Origin of the sequence: Thermogemmatispora onikobensis (genome assembly GCF_001748285.1) — a bacterium.
GTDB classification, from domain to species: Bacteria; Chloroflexota; Ktedonobacteria; order Ktedonobacterales; family Ktedonobacteraceae; genus Thermogemmatispora; species Thermogemmatispora onikobensis.
The window spans coordinates 90,138-106,977 of record NZ_BDGT01000014.1; the positions used below are offsets into that span (position 1 = coordinate 90,138).

12 protein-coding genes are annotated in these 16,840 nt (G+C 62.2%); 7 read left to right on the forward strand and 5 right to left on the reverse strand.

What is annotated here, in order from left to right:
• Positions 1-6: 6 nt before the first annotated feature.
• A complete protein-coding gene (locus BGC09_RS08530) occupies positions 7-819 on the reverse strand; it encodes a carbon-nitrogen hydrolase family protein (protein WP_069803461.1) in 813 nt (270 codons plus the stop codon).
• Between the two features lie 237 nt (positions 820-1,056).
• Complete coding sequence (locus BGC09_RS08535) at positions 1,057-2,367, reverse strand: DUF1015 domain-containing protein (RefSeq protein WP_069803480.1); 1,311 nt, start codon at positions 2,365-2,367, stop codon at positions 1,057-1,059.
• Between the two features lie 970 nt (positions 2,368-3,337).
• Here BGC09_RS08535 and BGC09_RS08540 point away from each other — a divergent pair.
• Both BGC09_RS08540 and BGC09_RS08545 read left to right on the forward strand, forming a co-directional pair.
• Positions 3,338-5,365 carry a protein kinase domain-containing protein gene (locus tag BGC09_RS08540; RefSeq protein ID WP_069803462.1) on the forward strand — a complete coding sequence of 676 codons (2,028 nt, stop codon included), beginning with the start codon at positions 3,338-3,340 and terminating at the stop codon, positions 5,363-5,365.
• A gap of 263 nt (positions 5,366-5,628) precedes the next feature.
• On the forward strand, positions 5,629-5,910 hold the full coding sequence (locus BGC09_RS08545; protein WP_141727698.1) for a hypothetical protein: 282 nt from the start codon (positions 5,629-5,631) through the stop codon (positions 5,908-5,910).
• Between the two features lie 133 nt (positions 5,911-6,043).
• Here BGC09_RS08545 and BGC09_RS08550 read toward each other — a convergent pair whose 3' ends face one another.
• Positions 6,044-6,703, reverse strand: coding sequence for a YbjN domain-containing protein (locus BGC09_RS08550; protein ID WP_069803464.1), 660 nt, complete (start codon positions 6,701-6,703; stop codon positions 6,044-6,046).
• A gap of 369 nt (positions 6,704-7,072) precedes the next feature.
• Here BGC09_RS08550 and BGC09_RS08555 point away from each other — a divergent pair, with 369 nt between their 5' ends.
• The 3 genes from BGC09_RS08555 to BGC09_RS08565 all read left to right on the forward strand — a co-directional run bounded on the left by BGC09_RS08555 (position 7,073) and on the right by BGC09_RS08565 (position 11,499).
• Entirely contained in the window at positions 7,073-8,110 is a 1,038-nt protein-coding gene (locus BGC09_RS08555; protein WP_069803465.1) for an aminopeptidase, read from the forward strand.
• Positions 8,111-8,392: 282 nt separating this feature from the next.
• The gene (locus BGC09_RS08560; RefSeq protein ID WP_069803466.1) at positions 8,393-10,123 is read left to right on the forward strand and encodes a serine/threonine-protein kinase; all 1,731 of its coding nucleotides are present in this window, start codon (positions 8,393-8,395) and stop codon (positions 10,121-10,123) included.
• Positions 10,124-10,365: 242 nt separating this feature from the next.
• On the forward strand, positions 10,366-11,499 hold the full coding sequence (locus tag BGC09_RS08565; protein ID WP_069803467.1) for a carboxylate-amine ligase: 1,134 nt from the start codon (positions 10,366-10,368) through the stop codon (positions 11,497-11,499).
• An 86-nt stretch (positions 11,500-11,585) separates the two neighbouring features.
• On the opposite strand, the gene BGC09_RS08570 is transcribed toward BGC09_RS08565, so the two are convergent.
• Complete coding sequence (locus BGC09_RS08570) at positions 11,586-12,986, reverse strand: GNAT family N-acetyltransferase (protein WP_069803468.1); 1,401 nt, start codon at positions 12,984-12,986, stop codon at positions 11,586-11,588.
• Positions 12,987-13,461: 475 nt separating this feature from the next.
• Complete coding sequence (locus BGC09_RS08575) at positions 13,462-14,430, reverse strand: class I SAM-dependent methyltransferase (RefSeq protein ID WP_069803469.1); 969 nt, start codon at positions 14,428-14,430, stop codon at positions 13,462-13,464.
• Positions 14,431-15,134: 704 nt separating this feature from the next.
• Between BGC09_RS08575 and BGC09_RS08580 the strand changes: the two genes are divergently transcribed.
• Both BGC09_RS08580 and BGC09_RS08585 read left to right on the forward strand, forming a co-directional pair.
• The gene (locus BGC09_RS08580) at positions 15,135-15,395 is read left to right on the forward strand and encodes a 4Fe-4S dicluster domain-containing protein (RefSeq protein ID WP_069803470.1); all 261 of its coding nucleotides are present in this window, start codon (positions 15,135-15,137) and stop codon (positions 15,393-15,395) included.
• A 168-nt stretch (positions 15,396-15,563) separates the two neighbouring features.
• Positions 15,564-16,262 (forward strand): hypothetical protein, encoded by a 699-nt coding sequence (locus BGC09_RS08585; protein WP_069803471.1) that lies wholly within the window; start codon positions 15,564-15,566, stop codon positions 16,260-16,262.
• Positions 16,263-16,840 lie beyond the last annotated feature (578 nt).

The following is a 16,840-nucleotide window of genomic DNA, read 5'->3' on the forward strand; positions in this document are numbered from 1 at the left end:
CGCGAGCTAGCTGTTGTAGAGATCCGGGCGTCGGTGCTGCAGCGACGGCACCTTCGCCCGCGCCTGCTCCAGGCGCTGCAGGTCCAGCTCACCAAAGACCAGCTGCTCGCCCTCGCTGCCCTCGGCCAGCACCACCCCCAGCGGATCAACGTGCAGCGAGCGACCCAGGAACTGATGCCCCGCCTGATCGCAGGTAAAGACGTAGGCCGTATTCTCAATTGCCCGCGCCACCACCAGATGGCGCCAATGCACCTCTTTCAAATGGCCGTTCACCCAGCCCGACGGCACCACAAAGAAATCGACCCCGCGCGCCGCCTGATAGCGCGCCACCTCCGGAAAGCGTAGCTCGTAGCAAACAAACAGCCCCATGCGCCCGAACGGTGTCGCCAGCGGCTCAAAGAGGCGATCGCCGCTCACAAAGACGTCCGACTCGCGATAGCCATAGGCATCGAACATATGCGTCTTATGATAAGCGCGCAGCAGCTCCCCCCGCTCATCGATCACCACCGTCGTATTGTAGGTCTTCTCCTCCGTCTCACTCGCCGTCTCGATCATACCCGCCACCACCCAGACCTGAGCGGCGCGCGCCGCCTCGCGCAGGCCCCCTACAAAGGGACCCTCCAGAGACTGCGCCACCCGGCGAGCATGGGGAGCCGTAAACTCCTCGTGCGAAAGATAGGCCAGAAAGATCTCCGGCAGAATCACCAGGCGTGCCCCCCGCTGGGCCGCCAGCGCGATGGCCGAACGCGCCTTCGCCAGATTCTCCTCCGCCGAAGGACTCGACTCAAGCTGTGCAGCAGCGATCAGCGTCGTCGTCATAGTCGTCTTCGCTCCTCTCCAGCGCACATGTGCGCCACCAGCAGCCCTGAGTTACCCGCCTCCGATCCTGACTGATCAACAGCAAGCCAGGCGGAGCGAGGACCCAGAGCCAGACCAGTCAAACAGACGGGACCAGGCGGCCCCCAGACCAGCACAGCTGAGCATGAGAGACCACACCCAGCAGCAAGAGTAGCAACAAGCCAGTCTGTCAGCCAGGAATCCGCCCGCCCGCCCGCCCTACCAGAGCGGGTTGATCACCAGCCCACTGGCCAGCTTTGGATAAAGATAGGTCGACTTCTGAGGCATGCGCTCATCAGCGCGGGCCACCTCGCAGATCTGACGCACCGGCGTCCCATTGAGCAGCAGCACCACCTGAGCCTCGCCACGCGGCAGCGCAGCCAGTGCCTCCTCCGTCTCATGAGTATAGCGCAAATAGCGTCCCGCCTTCACATCCTCAGCGCTCAGTCCAAGCACCTCCTCCAGCAGCAGTCGATGAGCGATGGCCACATCGAGCGCGTTCCAGGACGGATCACGCCCGCTCTCAGCCATCCGGGCTTGCCCCTCCTCTGTCAGACGCAGCAGCCAGCTCCCTTCCGGCGTCAGCAGCGCAAAGGAAGGCGCCGTCTGGCCCGCTTCCGCCAGACGTCTCAACAGCGCTGCCCCGCGCCCCATCTCGCCTTCCAGGCGCTCAACCTGGAAATAGCGTCCCAGACGCTCCGGGGTCAAACACTGTAGCTGCTCAGCCGAGAGGCCCGCCAGCAAGCGATGCGCAGGCAGCACCAGCAAGCCGGGATCATCCACATCGATCAACACCATCATCACAAAATTGGCCCCATCCTCTGGGTCCAGACCGCGATGCAGCTCGCGAATCTCCTCGCGATAGCTCAGCGCTGTCTCATAGCGATGGTGCCCATCGGCAATAAAGAGCTGCCGCTGACTGAAAAAGTCCTGGATCAGCGCCACCTGCTCCGGGTCCGTAATCGGCTGCAGGCGATGCTCATCGGCCAGCTCATCGCGCGCCTGGACCTCAGCGCGCTCAGCATAGGGCTGAAGCAGGCGACGCAGGCGAGCCTGGGGGTCCTCGTACCAGGCCATGATCGGGCTAAAGTTAGCGGCGCAGGCCCGCATCAACTGCAGCCGGTCATCCTTGGGCTTGCTCAGCGTCAGCTCATGGGGCAGCACCACCCGCGCACTCCACGGCTCCAGACGCACGCGCGCCACCAAACCCGTGCGCGTATAGCTTTGCCCTCCATAGCTGAAACGCTGCTGATACAGATAATAGCCGGGGGCCGCGTCCTGACGCAGCACCCCCTCCTTGCGCCACTCGGCAAAGGTGCGCGCCGCGCGCGTATAGCGATTGTTCAGAGTTGTATCCTCGGGAAACTCACGCCCCAGCTCCAGACGAATCATATTATAGGGATGGCGCGCATAATAGCGCTCCTGCGCCTCGGGCGAGATCACATCAAAGGGCGGACAAAGTACCTGTCCCACATCGCTCACCGCTTCAGGCGCATAGCGTATGCCACGGAAAGGTCGTACATCTGCCATAGTCGAGGCACTTCGCTTTCTCTCCAGATTCAACGCTCCCGCAGGAAACATGCTCAGCGACCCGCCTTGTCCCACCTGCCGGATCATCGCCCCGGCGGCGGAGGCAGAGGGAGCAGCGTCTTCTCTGCCCATTGTACCATCTCTCTGCCCTCTGGCCCAGCCCGGTCCCCATCTTTGCGGCTCACCCTCTCCGGCCAGCGAGCGGGAACGGAGCTTGAGCCAGCAGCCAGGAAGAACCCCCATACCCCCTTGACTTTTCGCTCCTTCTATGGTATCCTGAAACTAGAACGTAAGTTCCAGTTTTGCGATTGAAGCGACCTCCCCTTTTCCTCAGCCGGGAGGCGGTCCCCCGCTGCCTCCCGACTCGCACTCTCTCTCACTTCGCTCTCGCGGGCGGTCAGGTTTCTGCGTGCTCCCCCTGGCCGCCCGCCTCTACTTGTAGAGGTCTGGCGGCAGCGGTCTGTCTGCCCTGTGGTTAGTGAGAGAGGGAGCATCGAGCCGGCCTTTGGTCCTCTTCAGCCGTCTACGGGCGAGTCAGCCTGACCATGCCCCGGCTGCCCGCCTCTCGCGGCCTGCCGGGTCAGCGGCAAGGGCTGGTGATGATCATCCTGCGGGAATAACCCACAAGTCCTACAATAGGCGTAACAGATTGACTCGCCCTGATATACTTTGTAATCTCATTACGTCGAAGCCGTGAACACGCCTTATCGAAGCACAGCGAGCAGGCGCTGCGTGCCGTGGTAGGCGTACGGCGAGCCGAGCGCGGCAGGTCCGTGACGCCGTCCAGGCGAGCGAGCAGTGTCTGCAGGAACTGACTATCAGGAGCTGCCTGTGGGGAGGAGCGGGCGACCCCGTAGCCTGCGCACTGTAGCGGGTGGGGTGCCAGCCAGCCCCTCGCTCGACAGGTACCGGGCACTGTCTCTGACCCGTCCAGCCAGCGATGGGTACAGTTTCGGAGAACGGAGATGCTATGTACGAGACGCAGCAAGAAGATCTGCTGGTGGGGCAGATGGTGGGAGGGTACCGTGTTGAGCAACTGCTGAGCAAAGGTCGTGTCAGCGCTGTCTATCTGGCCCGGCACTCCGTCAGCGGTGTGCCAGTGGCCGTCACCGCGATCATTATCCCGGAGGACTTCTCGGTACGGGCGCGTAACCGCTTCATCAGACGCTTTACCCAGGTTGCGACGGCCCTCCTTGAGCTGGACCATCCGCATATTCTGCCGATTTACGACTTTGGCGAGCAGCTTGGCTATCCGTACTTGATTTCGCCCTATGTCACTGACGGCTCGCTGGCGCACGTCCTCAAGCGCGATGGGCGCTGTGCTCCCTCGTACGCCCTGGAGGTCCTCCAGCAGGTGGCAGCCGGGCTAGACTATGCTCACGCGCGGGGCATCGTGCACCGGGCCTTGAAGCCGGCCAACATCGTGCTCCAGGGTGACGAGCACCATGTGATCGTAGCGGGCTTCGGCCTGGTTGATCTCTTGCAGCTGCGCGGCGTGCGGCGTGTCGAGCATCCCTATCTCCATCTGCTTAATCTGGCCGGAACCTTCCTCGGGTCCCCGGAATATCTGGCCCCGGAGGTTGTCCTCGGTCAGCAGCAGGTTGATGCGCGCGCCGATATCTATGCCTTGGGGATCATCTTATATGAGCTGCTCAGCGGCAAACCGCCCTTCACCGGCAGCGATTCGCTGGAGATCGCTCTGCAGCATGTCAAGCAGCCGGTACCGGCCCTGCGCAACCTCTGTCCGACTCTGCCGCCGGAGATCGATGAAGTCCTCTCGCAGGCGCTGGCCCGTGATCCGTCGCGCCGCTTCCCCTCAGCGGGAGCCTTTGTCACTGCCTATGCGCGGGCCCTGCGGCGGGAGCGCAGCTTTGCCGCCGCCGCTCCTGTCGCTGCCAGCATCGGCCAGCTCCAGGCCCAGCTCGCAGAAGAAGATGAGCTTACCAGCTCCGGCAACCACTGGCAGCTGCGGCCCCCCATTGTCACCGGGCGCCTGCCGAGCATCAAGCGCAGCGGAGAGCTACCAACGACCGGCCCCCTGGTCGGCGGAGGCGCCTGGCAAGACCAGCCCCTGCCTCTGACGAGGGAGGCGCCTGCCGTGGGAGTGCCAGCGGCGAACGGCGCCAGGCGTGAGATGGTCTCGTTGCCCGGCACCCTGCCGCAGGCCGTACCCCCCATGCCCCCGGCTCCGCCCATGCCTGTCCCTAGCGGCAACAATGCCGATCTTGACAGCTTCGCCTGGTGGTCCGGGCGGCCCGAAGACTACGCTTCCAGGCGCGCCGGCGCGGCTCAGCAGGCATCTGCTCCGGCTTCGTCGGCCCCGGCCAGAGTCGCCCCCACAGCTGGCAGCCCCGAAGCTGCTCCGGTCGTCTTGCCTGCTCCACGAGAGCAGCGTCGAGAGCAGCAAGCGCGCTCTCGCCTGCTGCAACAAGAAGCGCCGTTTGCGGCGGAAATCCCCATGAGTACGCGACGTGGACGCAAGCGACGACGGCGTCAGGTGGTGGCCCTCCTGGCTGGCGGTGGCCTGGCCGCGGCTGGCCTGGGCCTGGCCCTCAAGACCTCGGCGGCCCAGTCGCTGCTGAGCGGCCTCTTCCATTCCAGTCAGGGCAGCAACATGGCCGCCACCTCCTCTGGCGCCACCGGCAGCCAGCAACAGACCGGCGGCCAGACCACAAACGGCACCAGGCAGAACGGCAAGGTCATTGGTACCACGGCCCTGGCTCTCAATTCCGCCCAGGCCTTCACCAATCCCGCCGATGGCAAGCAGGGCCTGCTCGTTCACCTGCCAGGCGGCTCCTTTGCGGCCTACTCGCGGAGCTGTACTCACGAAGGGGTGGCCGTCAACTATGATCCGGCGACCCATTTGCTCGTCTGCCCGGCGCATGGCGCCATCTTTGATCCAGCCAAGAAGGGGAGCGTTGTCCAGGGCCCGGCCACGACCCCGCTCCCGCAGATCATGATTCGCGTCAATGCCGACGGCTCCATCACAACCGTCTGAGCGGGCCGGCGGCGTCAGGGCCACGCCGTCCATCCTTGCTTCCCCAACGGAGAGGCTAGCCGGGACGGCCTGCCCTGGCTTGACGTGCCAGGGCAGCCCTGGGTAGACTACAACCAGTGACTCCTGGTGCCGCTACCCTCCCTTGGTGGGGGAGAGTCGACGCTGGCAGCACAGTAATCACGTGGGAAGGAGGCGGTGCCTCTCTCTCCGCCCCCATGAACGAGGTCTGTTCGGGGCAGGGAGGCGCCGCAAGAGATGGCCAAATGGATGAGACCGTTCTGGGCTATATTGGCTTTATTGTTGCTGCCCTCATTCTTGCCTGGGCTGCCCTGGAGATCGGAAAACGCCTCAACACCGTCCGCCGCTCGGGCACAGGTACAGAGACGGCAGATCGCTTGATCAAGCTGGACCCCACTCAGCTCAATCAGCTAGAGGAGATGGCGCCCGAGGTCCCCCTCGAAGACGATGAGGATGAGCCGCCTTATCCTCCCACGCGCTCCCGGCTCAATGGCCATTATTCGAATAAGAGTAAGCAAACCTTCTGACTGAGGATAGAAGAGGCCGCTGATCAGGCGAACGAGGAGCAAGGCCCTGGCGTGGCGGCCCGGCCCGCACCCCGGCTCATCACCGCGTCTGCGCGCCCGCCCGCCAGCCAGTCGTAGAGCGCGCCAAGAACACTCAGTCGGGATCATCATCGCGCTCCCGGCTCCGGCCCTCCTGCAGCATGCGCCTGATCTCCGCCAGCACCTCGGCGGCATCCAGCTCGGAAGACGAAGCGTCAAGCTCCATCTCGTCTTCCGCCAACTCTTGTCGACTGCTGGGTCCCTCCTGCCAGGAAAGCCGCTCACCTTCGTAACTCTCTAAAAAGGCCTGCTCGCAGGCTGTGAGCGCAGCTCGCGCCGTGCAGTGTCCATAGATGATGCGCGGCAGCAGGCTGTGATAGATGACGATTGTCTGTATGACCGCTTCGAGATGATGACGGAAAGCTGGCAACGATAGCCTCTGCTGGCCCAGATAGACGCTGGCACAAAAACGTACCTCGTCGTCCTCCAGATCCAGACCAAAGCGCCCCAGCGGCAGTGTGTAGTTCAGGCTCATCAGGGCCTCCAGGCAACTCAGGCGCTGCCGTTGCGGCAGAATACTGAGATGGGGAACAATGAAGAGCAGCCTCCGCCCCAGCGGCGAACCAGCCTGCAGGATGAGCAGCAGTTGCCACTGACCCAGCTCGTCGTGAAACACTAACTCTGCCACTCCCTGGCGCTCGTCCACGCTGGCAACGCGCAACCCTAGTCGCGTGAGATAGCTCACCACGTCGGTAATGCGAAAATCTTCACTCACTGATCTGCTCCTTCTCGTTCACTGCCCACCTGTCACCGCTTCTCTCCGGCTACCCTTTGCCTCACCTCAAAACAAGCAGGCTCTGTCTTCCTGTATGGAGTATAGCAAGGCTCTGGATCGGTAGTTCTCACCTTCTCGCTATACTGAAAGCGGAGAGCGCGCCCTCACCGTCGTTTCCCAGAGGCGTTACTCTCACGGGAGCGGCGGCGTCTCTCTCTCCAGAGCGGCCTGACCGGGGAAGATGAGATCAGGAGGGGAGGAGAAGGAGATGGGTAAGAAAATCGGAGGGCTTCCCTGCGTTCTCTCTAAAGTAGAGAGCAAGAAGAGTGTCGTGAGATTAGTGAAGGAAGAAGGCAGGAACGCAGAATCATGAGCCAGCAAGCGATCACGAACATCCAGAGCAACCCTGAGTTCGAGGCGCGAGTGCAGCGTGGGGCTGAGAATGCGCTCAACTGCATGGGGGTAACAGCCACTGACCGGCTCTTTATCTTGACCGACTACGAACGGGGAGCCATCGCCCGCCGGGTGGCTGCAGCGGCTCTTGATCGCCATGCCGCCGTCAGCGTGCACTTTCTGGAGCACTACGGCAAGCGGCCCCTGACAGCCTTTCCCGAGAGCCTGCGTCGGGATCTGCAGCAGTTTCATCCTACCGTTACCTTCTACATTGCCACGACCCGCCCGGGCGAGATCGGTTTCCGTATTCCGCTGCTGCCCTTTTTGACCCAGGAGCTGCGCGTCCGGCATGGCCACATGCCAGGCATCGATGAGCAGCTGATGGCCGAGGGCATGTGCGCCGACTATGACCAGGTCTACGAGATCACCAACAAGGTCTATGAGATCGTGCGCCAGGCCGAGCGCATTCATGTGACCTCCATCAAAGGCAGCGACCTGACCGCGACCTTTCATAAGCACTGGAAGTGGATTCCCTGCCACGGACGCTATCACGAGCAAGGGCAATGGGGCAACCTCCCCGAAGGCGAGGTCTTTACTGCTCCTGCTGATGTCAACGGCGTCGTGGTCTGTGACGTCCTTGGCGACTTCTTCTCTGCCAGGTATGGCGTCCTGAAGCATCCTGTGCGCATCACCATCAAAAATGGCCATGCTACCGAGGTGACGAGCGAGGACGCCACCGTTGCCAAGGAGCTGCGCGATTATCTCTTCTCGGTCCCTAACGGGAACCGCGTGGGCGAATTTGCCATCGGTACCCTGATCAGCCTCAAGCAGCCGGTCGGCAACCTGCTCCAGGATGAGAAGATTCCTGGCTTGCACATAGCCTTTGGCAATCCCTATCCAGAGTATACTGGGGCTGACTGGGATGCCCGCATTCATGTCGATGTCGTGCCGACGACCTGCACCATCGAGGTCGATGGACGCCTGATCATGCGCGACGGCGCCTTCTGCCTCTAGGTGTGTGCCGACTCGCACGAAGCAGCCTGCGGCCTGGACTGGACTGGACTGCTTGCCTGCTCACAGCATCTCAAGAAGTCCAGGCCACGCCAGGCCACGCCGCACCCGGTCTGAGCGCCCTCGTTGCCGCCCGCGGACAGGGTTGCTGCTTCTTCGCTGTCCAGGCCAGCCAGAACCGAGACAGACAGGCCAAAAATCGAGAATAAACCCATCCGCCTCGCGCTGACGGCACTGCCGCCGTCGCGCCGATGAGACAGAGGCAAAAGGAAGAGGAGCCGCGAAGTGTTGCATAGCAGGGGTCAGGAACTGCTCGGGAAGACCCTTGGAGGCTATGTGCTTGAAAAGCTGCTTGGCTACGGTGGTAGCAGCGCTGTGTATCTGGCCCGTAGCAGTGAACCAGCAGCCTCCTCCGCGCCCGTGGCCCTGAAGGTCTTTCTCCCTCGCGCCCATCTGACAAGAGCAGCCCGGGCCGAATTTCTGCGTCGTTTCCTGCAAGAAGCCCAGGCGGCCAGCCGCTTACAGCACCCGCACATCGTGCCCATCTACGCTTGGGGTGAGGAGGCTGGCCTGGCTTATCTGGTCATGCCCTACATGGCCGGCGGGACCCTGGCCCACTACGTACGCCGCCGCGGCCCCCTCTCCTTAGAGCAGGCCGCCAATTATCTGGAGCAGATCGCTTCCGCCCTGGACTACGCTCATCAGCGTGGCTACATCCATTGCGACGTCAAGCCCGCCAACATTCTGCTGAATGAGCAGGGGCAAGCCTTCCTCTCCGACTTCGGCCTCGCCCGCCTGCTGCGGGACGAACTGACGGACGAGGGCCAGCTTGAGCAGTCTCCAGCCAGTGAGCAGGCAGCCGCTGCTCCCACTCCGATCCCGATGGGCACGCCGGATTATCTGGCCCCAGAGCAAGCCCTCAATGGGCCGGTTGATCACCGCACTGACATCTATGCCCTGGGCGCCACCCTCTTCTATCTACTCGCCGGGCGTCCTCCGTTCCAGGCCGATTCGCCCATCGCCCTCGCTCTGCTCCACGTCCACGAGCCACCGCCGGCTCTCTGCGAACTTGACCCACGCATCCCGCCCCAGGTCGACTATGTGCTGCGCAAGGCCCTGGCCAAATTCCCGGAGGAGCGCTTCGCCACCGCCCGCCTCTTGTGCGAAGCCTTCCAGCAGGCCATTGCCGGCCCAGAGACGCCTGCCCGCCTTCGCCTGAGCGTCCACGGCCTGCTCCTACCGGCCTGGGTTCCCTTCCCACTGGTCCGGCGCCTGGAAGCGCTACCCATTCCCGCCAGCTTCAGCGGCAAAGGGAAAGCCCTCTTGCTGGCTTTGCTTCTGCTGCTCCTGCTTTGCTCCAGCTCGCTGGCCTACGCCCTGCATGCCACCCATACCAGACCGGGCAACAGCGCCAGTGCCAGCCTCTCAGCCCCCGATTTCGCTCAGCCCACTCTGACGCCCACTGTCCCCGTCGATCAACTGCTGACCGGCGCCAGCGATTGGCCGCATAGCTCTAGCGCCTTCTTTGCCGATGGCGAGTATCATCTCCTCAATACCACCTCGCGGGCCAGCGCTCTCGCCCTCTACGCCCACCATCGCTTCCTCGATTTTCACCTGACCGTCAACGTACGTCAAGTACGCGGCTCTCACGACGACTCCGACTACTATGGGGTAGTCTTCCGCGCCAGCAGCGAGCAGCAACGCTACTATGTTTTTGCCGTCGCCAGCTGGGGCGGTGGGTCATATGCCGTCTGGCGCTACAGCGGACGCTGGACGACCCTGGCCGAGGGGCCGGCGCCCAGCTTGCTGATCGGGCCAGGAGCCGTCAATACCCTGGAGGTCGATGCTCACGGCCCCCTCTTCCGCTTCTTCATCAATGGGCAGGGACTGTCAGCTACCCCACTGCGCGACTCTCTCCCGTCCGCCCCTGTCAACGGCGCTATCGGCCTCTACGTGGAAGAAGAGGGGAGCGAAATCGCCTGCTCACAACTCTATATTGAGCCAGCTCGTTTCTGAACTTAGGCCAGCTCCCTCCGACTCCGGCGGGTGAACCATCCAAAAAAAGCCTCCAGCTCTGCCCAGACACAGAGCGGATGATTGAGCGCTGGAGCCTCCTGTCTTGTCGCAAAGACAAGAGGCCGCGCATCGCATCCTGGGCGGAAAATAGAGTATAATTCAGAAGGATCGTCTTGAAGGCGTTGCGTGTCGATGGAGCCACCTCTGCCGGACCTGTCGCTTTGAAGAGCAAAGGATCATGTATGAAAGGTCGTTTAGCCCTGTACCATCCCACCCTTGGCGTAGAGGAAGAATTTCAGCTTGTTGAGCGTTGCAGTGGGCAACTGTGCAGTGCCATCGAGCGCGTCCTGGAGAAAGGTCAAACCCTCTTTGGCGAGCAGATCAAGCCTGAAATGCACGCCTCAACGGTCGAGATCATCAGCCCAGTCTGTGCCGATATCGCCGCTGTTCGACAAGAACTCTATGGGCTGCGCCGGCGCCTTATCGAAATGCTGGCCGCAGAAGACCTGGTCCCCGTGAGCGCCGGCACCCATCCCACGGCCCGCTGGCAGGATCAGCAGCGTACCGAACGCGAGCGCTACGCTGAACTGGAAGAGGAGGAGCAGGACGTAGGCCGCTCGCTCCTCATCTTTGGCCTGCACATCCATGTCGGCATTCCCGACCGCGAAGTGGCCATTGCCGTCATGAACCAGGCTCGCCTCTGGCTCCCTCATCTCCTAGCCCTCTCCGCCAACTCACCCTTCTGGGCTGGCAGGATGACTGGCATCAAGTCCTATCGCTCCGTCGTCTGGAAACGCTGCAACCGCAGCGGCCTGCCCGAGGTCCTGCCCAGTCTGACCCACTTTGAACGCTACGTCGACGACCTCATCGCAGTGGGAGCCATCGACAATGGCAAGCGCATCTGGTGGGATCTTCGCCTCCATCCCTTCTTCGACACCCTGGAATTCCGCATCTGCGACATGCCTGCCACCCTCGAAGATACCATTGCCCTGGCGGCCCTCTGCCAGGCCCTCATTGCCAAGCTCTGCCTGCTCCACCAGCAAGGGGTCACCACCCTTGTCCTGCCGCGCCTCTACATCGAAGAAAACAAATGGTTGGCCATGCGCGACGGCCTCGACGCCACCTATCTCGACTTCGTCAACCATCGTCGCCTGAGCATGCGCGAGGCCATTGGAGAGCTTCTTGATTTCGTCGCCGACGTAGCCGAAGAGCTAGGCAGTCAGCGAGAAATGGCCTACCTGCGCGCCCTGTTAGCCGATCCCCGCGGGACCGGCGCCGATCGCCAGATCGCCATCTATCGCCAGACTGGAGCCATCGACCAGGTCATTCGCCTCCTGGTCGAACAGACCACTCAGGGCGTGCTCGAAGTCGCTTAACCATCCAGGCAACCAGCCGGGGGGAACATGCGGCGGCCAGTCCCTCTACTGGCCCACACGCCGCTGCTTGCCCCCTGGCTGCCTTGCTAGCCGAGCGGAAGCGTCCACGAAGGCCGCTTAGGAAAAAGCGTCTGCAGCAGCAGCTCCGCTGTCGGTTGAACCTCGATATCCGGGAAGGCGTAGCTCAGCTCCTCCAGGCTCCGGTAGCCAAAGAGCAGCTGCAAAAAGACCAGCGGCGGAAAGGCTGCCTCGGCCTGCTCATGGTCGTAAGCCTGTTCCACCTGCTGCACCGTCTCCAGGCTGCCCCTTTGAAAATGCAGCAGCAGCTCACGGCCATAAAAATGCAGCCGCAGTCTGCCGCTGTAGCCGGCCAGCGGCGAACGGGCCAGCCGACGCTCCAGCACTGGGGCCACCCGACGCAGCAAAGCCGCCACATCGGGAACACGCACATACCAGGCATAAGGGCGGCTGCTCCTCACCGCCAGTGGCTCGCCATAGCGATTGGGCAGGCGCAGCAGTGCCGCACGGATCGGGTGCTCAGTGGACAGGTAGAGGCACAAGTGATCAATCTCAGCAGGCTCCCTGCGTACCGGCATCTGCCGGCCTCTGGCCAGAATGGCCCGCAGCACAGGGGGCAACAGCCAGAACAGATCGACCCCAGGCACCACCTCAAAGCAGTGCATCACCGGCACTGCCGAGCGCCAGCGCATGGTCGGCATCACCAGAAAGCCGAGAAAGTCCCCACGCTCACTGTCCATCACCTGAACATGCCAGTGCTCACCCGTGCGGCAGCTCTGCCAGTGCGTCAATTGGTAGCGCCACCACTCCTCACCGATCGGCGTCGACACCACCAGCTCACCCCGCTGCCGGTGAGCCTCGTAGAGCGCCATAATGGCCGGCAGATCTTCCAGAGTCGCATCGCGCAGTCGCACCGGCTCCCGACCATCCGCGGGCGCAGATGGAATCAGTGCCACTGGCAAGGTCAGATAACCATCCAGCTCCAGCGCATACTCATAGCCGAACTGACGATAAAAGTAGGGAATACCCGTAATTGCCTGTACTAGGGCACCCTCTGCCTCACAGCGTGCGTGGAGCAGCCCAAAAAGCGCGCGAATCAAGCCGCGGTGGCGATAGTCAGGATCAGATACCACCAGCTCAGGACGCCCCACCAGCAAGCGGACGTCCTCGTAATCCCAGAACTGGCGCCAAAGACAGGCGCAAGCCACCACGCGATGCCCACCGCCTCGCGTGTCCTCTACCAGCGCAAAATCGCCGCTGCCCATCAGTGGGTGACTGTCGCTAAGCAACTCACGCACATGCCAGGCCAGTGGCTGATGAAGAGGTTCTGTCGGCCTATTCAAAAAGACCTCGCACTCCAGACGCGCCAGTTCCTCAGCATCCTCGGCGCGCGACCAGCGCAGTCGCAGGCCATCGCCCAGGTCGCGCACATACTGCGGATCGGCGGGGGATAACCCGGTGAAAGGCATCGTGGAAGCTCCTTTCCCATTGAAAGGTAGTAGATGATCATGAAAGACAAAAAAAGCCCTGCTTCTCGACGCTGGCCTTGGGGGCCAGGCTGAGCCGGGACAAAGGCAAGCCTTGCATCTGCAGACCGCTAGCGAAAGCGTTGTTCTCCGAGAGTGGGAGAGAAAGAGAAGAGCAGACGCTGAACAGGTTCAACGATGAGGTGGGCAGCAGGCAGCAGAGAAAGCGAACGGCATTGGCCGTCTGAAGGGAGAGAGAGCCGGGCTGGCCACCGTGGGATGAAACGCCTGCGCCTGATCAGGCCAAAGAGCGTCTTGTCTCTTCATCACCAGGGGCCTCCTTTCAACCTCAAACAACGAGCGACCATACACCGGATCGGAAAAGCAACAAAAGTATAGTCTGTAGAAGGCTCGCTGTCAAGCGAGCGGAGAAGCCACGCCGGGGAGCAACTTCTCTGCCACCCAGGCAGAGCGTCACTTACGGTCGCTGTGGGTCGTAGCTCCAGCGAGCGAAGATGGCCGTTGACAACAAGCGTTGGGCACTCTCCTCCACCAGCACCATCTCGCCGGTCGTAATCGTGCCACCATAGCCACGCATCATCTCCTCCAGAGCGTAGTACAGGCTAAGGGCCGAGGCGCGGATCGCATACGTCGTCAGCACCACAAAGAGCGGCTCATCACTCAGCAGAGAGCGGCAGGTTGCCAGCAGCGTTGGAAGCGACTCCTGCAGTTTCCAGACCTCGCCGCGTGGGCCACGACCGAACTTCGGCGGATCGATAATCACCCCATCGTAGCGCGAGCCGCGGCGCACCTCGCGCTGAACGAACTTCAAAGCATCATCCACAATCCACCGAATCGGGCGAGAGCTCAAGCCAGAGAGGGCCTGATTGGCACGGGCCCATTCCAGAATCTTCTTCGACGCATCGACATGGGTCACGCTGGCTCCAACGCTGGCGGCGGCCAGAGAAGCCAGACCCGTATAGCCAAAAAGATTCAGCACCCGTACCGGGCGCCGAGGGGCCACAGCGCGCACCAGGTCTGCCAGCCAGTTCCAATGGCTGGCCTGCTCAGGAAAGACCCCCAGATGACGGAAGGGCGTCGGAGCGGCCCAGAAGCTCAGATCTTTATAGCGCACCATCCAGCGCGGCTCCAGCGGACGGCGGAACTGCCAGCGCCCACGCTGCTCCTGATCTTCCGACGGTGAAGAACCGCTCACAAAAATCGCATCGGCCTTCTCCCAGAGTGCGCGCGGCAAAGCGGGCTGCCAGAGGGCCTGTGGCTCGGGACGCACAAAACAATAGGGACCAAGGCGTTCCAGGCGGGCGCCGGTCCCGCTATCCAGCAGCGCATAATCCTGCCAGTCTCCAGGGGCAAGCAAGAGCAGCGCAGGCCGTTCCGCGTGCCGCGGGGCTGAACTGTCTTCAAGCTGATCCTTAAGCTGACTCATGTCAATACTCTAAAGGATCACAGCCCTTTTGGCAAGACGTGAGTCGTCCCCCGGCCTTGGCATGCCCTTGTATATTGGTCGTGACCGCTGGCCTGTGGAGCAGTGTGGGCGAGCGCTCCCCTCCATCGTCGACCAGCACCCTTGCCTGAAGGACAGGCAACCAGAGCGCACCATTGAACAAGAAAAGCGCTGTGAGGCAGCTGTGAGAGAGGGCCAGACTCGTACCGCGAAGAGAGGCGAAGGCGCGGAAAAGCAGTGATCTGGAATTGACATCGACTTGCCAACCTTCTATACTGAACTAGGCTACAATCAGAGCCTGTCCATCGGGCACAGCCATCGCCATCGGCACACCGGCAGTCTTACGGATAGGCTCACAGCAACGACCGAAATGTCAGACTTGTGGCGGCGCCGAACCCGCACCGGGCGGTTCCATTACCAGAGAGAGTCAGCAAAGCAACGAGGCGCCCGCGCTCTCTGAATGGACGAAGAAGCTCAGGGGGGCGCTGACCGCGAGCGAGATCGAGAAGACAGGCGGGGCCTGATCGCTTGCTGACTGTCGAACCTTCTTGTTGCGAGGAAAACGCGCAGGCCCCGGCGCGCATCAAGCTCATCTCAGAGGAAAAGGAGGCGGCGCTGTTCCCCCTTTCTGCTTACAGGCCGAACGTGCTATGGCGTAGGCAGGGGTTGATGCGCCGGAATGTTGGATGCCCTACGTGATCACTCAGCCGTGCATTGGCGTGAAGGATGCTTCTTGTGTTGATGTCTGCCCGGTAGATTGCATTCATCCAACGCCGAACGAAGAAGGGTTTGAGGAGAGCGAGCAGCTCTACATCAATCCCGATGAGTGCATCGACTGCGGCGCCTGTGAGCCGGCATGTCCGGTCAATGCCATCTTTGAAGAGTCGGCGGTGCCTGACGAGTGGCGCCATTTCATCAGAATCAATGCTGACTTCTTCAAGAGGTAGAGGCTGAGCCGAGCGAGCACAAGGAAGGAAGCGGAGCGTGCTGGTCGCCTGGCAACGTGAGGGGCGGGCAGACCATCGATCTGCTTGAGGGTACTGAAAGGGCTGTGATATAATGCAGGTGCATGTATCATCCAGGAGAAAAGAACTTCTATTGAGGGAGCTGCCCCTATGCCAGTAACGAGGCGCAGACGCGCGAATCCACCAGAGCAACCGGAGAACGACAACCATAACCATGTGGCGGAGCAAGGGGAGGAGGTTGCAGCCGAGCCACTGACAACGGAGCAGGCTCCCATTGTACCGCTGGATGGTGAGCAGGCCTCGGCGGCGCCTCCTCGTCAGGGAGTGCAAGCGCCCGCGCAGTCGGGAGAGGCGCTCTCTCTGCCGTTCCCACCCAGTGAAGCACTCGCCACACCCGCAGGTCCGGTGACCCCACCGGTGGCCAATGGTGAACGTCCTCCAACAAATGAACGGCAAGGCCCCGAATATCTTCCGGCTCTGCCTCCGGAAGGGGGCCGTCGTACGGCTCGTGAGCACTTCCGCCGACCGACAGTAGCGGCGGCGGCCAGCGTCCCTGGCCCAGTGGCAACCTTCCAGCAACCGTCACCACCGGCCCCATCTCACGAGATTACCCTGCCGCTGGGCAACCTCTTGCATCTGGCCTATAATCCCAGTTATACCGGCGCCGAAGAGGCGCGCAGCCAGCTGCTGCGCCGTCTGGAAAGCGAAAGCAAGGCTGGTGGCCGCGCTCGCTGCTGGAACTGTGGTTCCCTGGCTGTCGTCTATGACCGCTGGGAAACACGCAGCAAGGCTTTCGGCGAGATTGGAATAGCCTACTGCGAGATCTGTGGCGTCTGGAGCGTCATGTAAGCCAGGGAGCCGCCGCATGTGGTGAGGTGGGCGCTGGCTGGTTGGCCCTGCCCTGCCCACCTTATCTTGTCTGGCCTGGTCTGATCTGGCCCTCACTGACTGAATGCATGAAGGCACATGGACTGGGCAGATAAGCATCTGTCCTGTCTGGCTCTCCATCTTCTGCAGGCGAGCGGAGCCTGGCTCAGTGCAAAGGTGCTAATCAGCTCGGCACTCGAACGAGCACGTAAGCGATGAACGAAGCTGGCTTCCCCTGCTGATTGGTGACGCTCAGTGTACACAGCAAGCAGAGGAGGGCTGGCTGATCTAACGGACAGGCAGAGCGGAGGGAAGCCGGTGCCCTGGTCCTGGTGAAAAAGCGCCTCGCCTGGAGCTGCGACCTGAGACGAGCCGCACCAGAGCCATGACCGTAGTTGGCTGATAGGTAGGCGGGCGGAGCCAGAAAGGAGGAGCGAAGACTGGAAGGAAGGAAGGAAGGAAGGAAAGAAGGAAAGGACCTGATGCGCAATCCGCTAGCTGCCAGACCGTGCGCTGGTCCTGTGTGATCTCCCGGCTTCGCAAGGGCAGGTGAGCGAGAG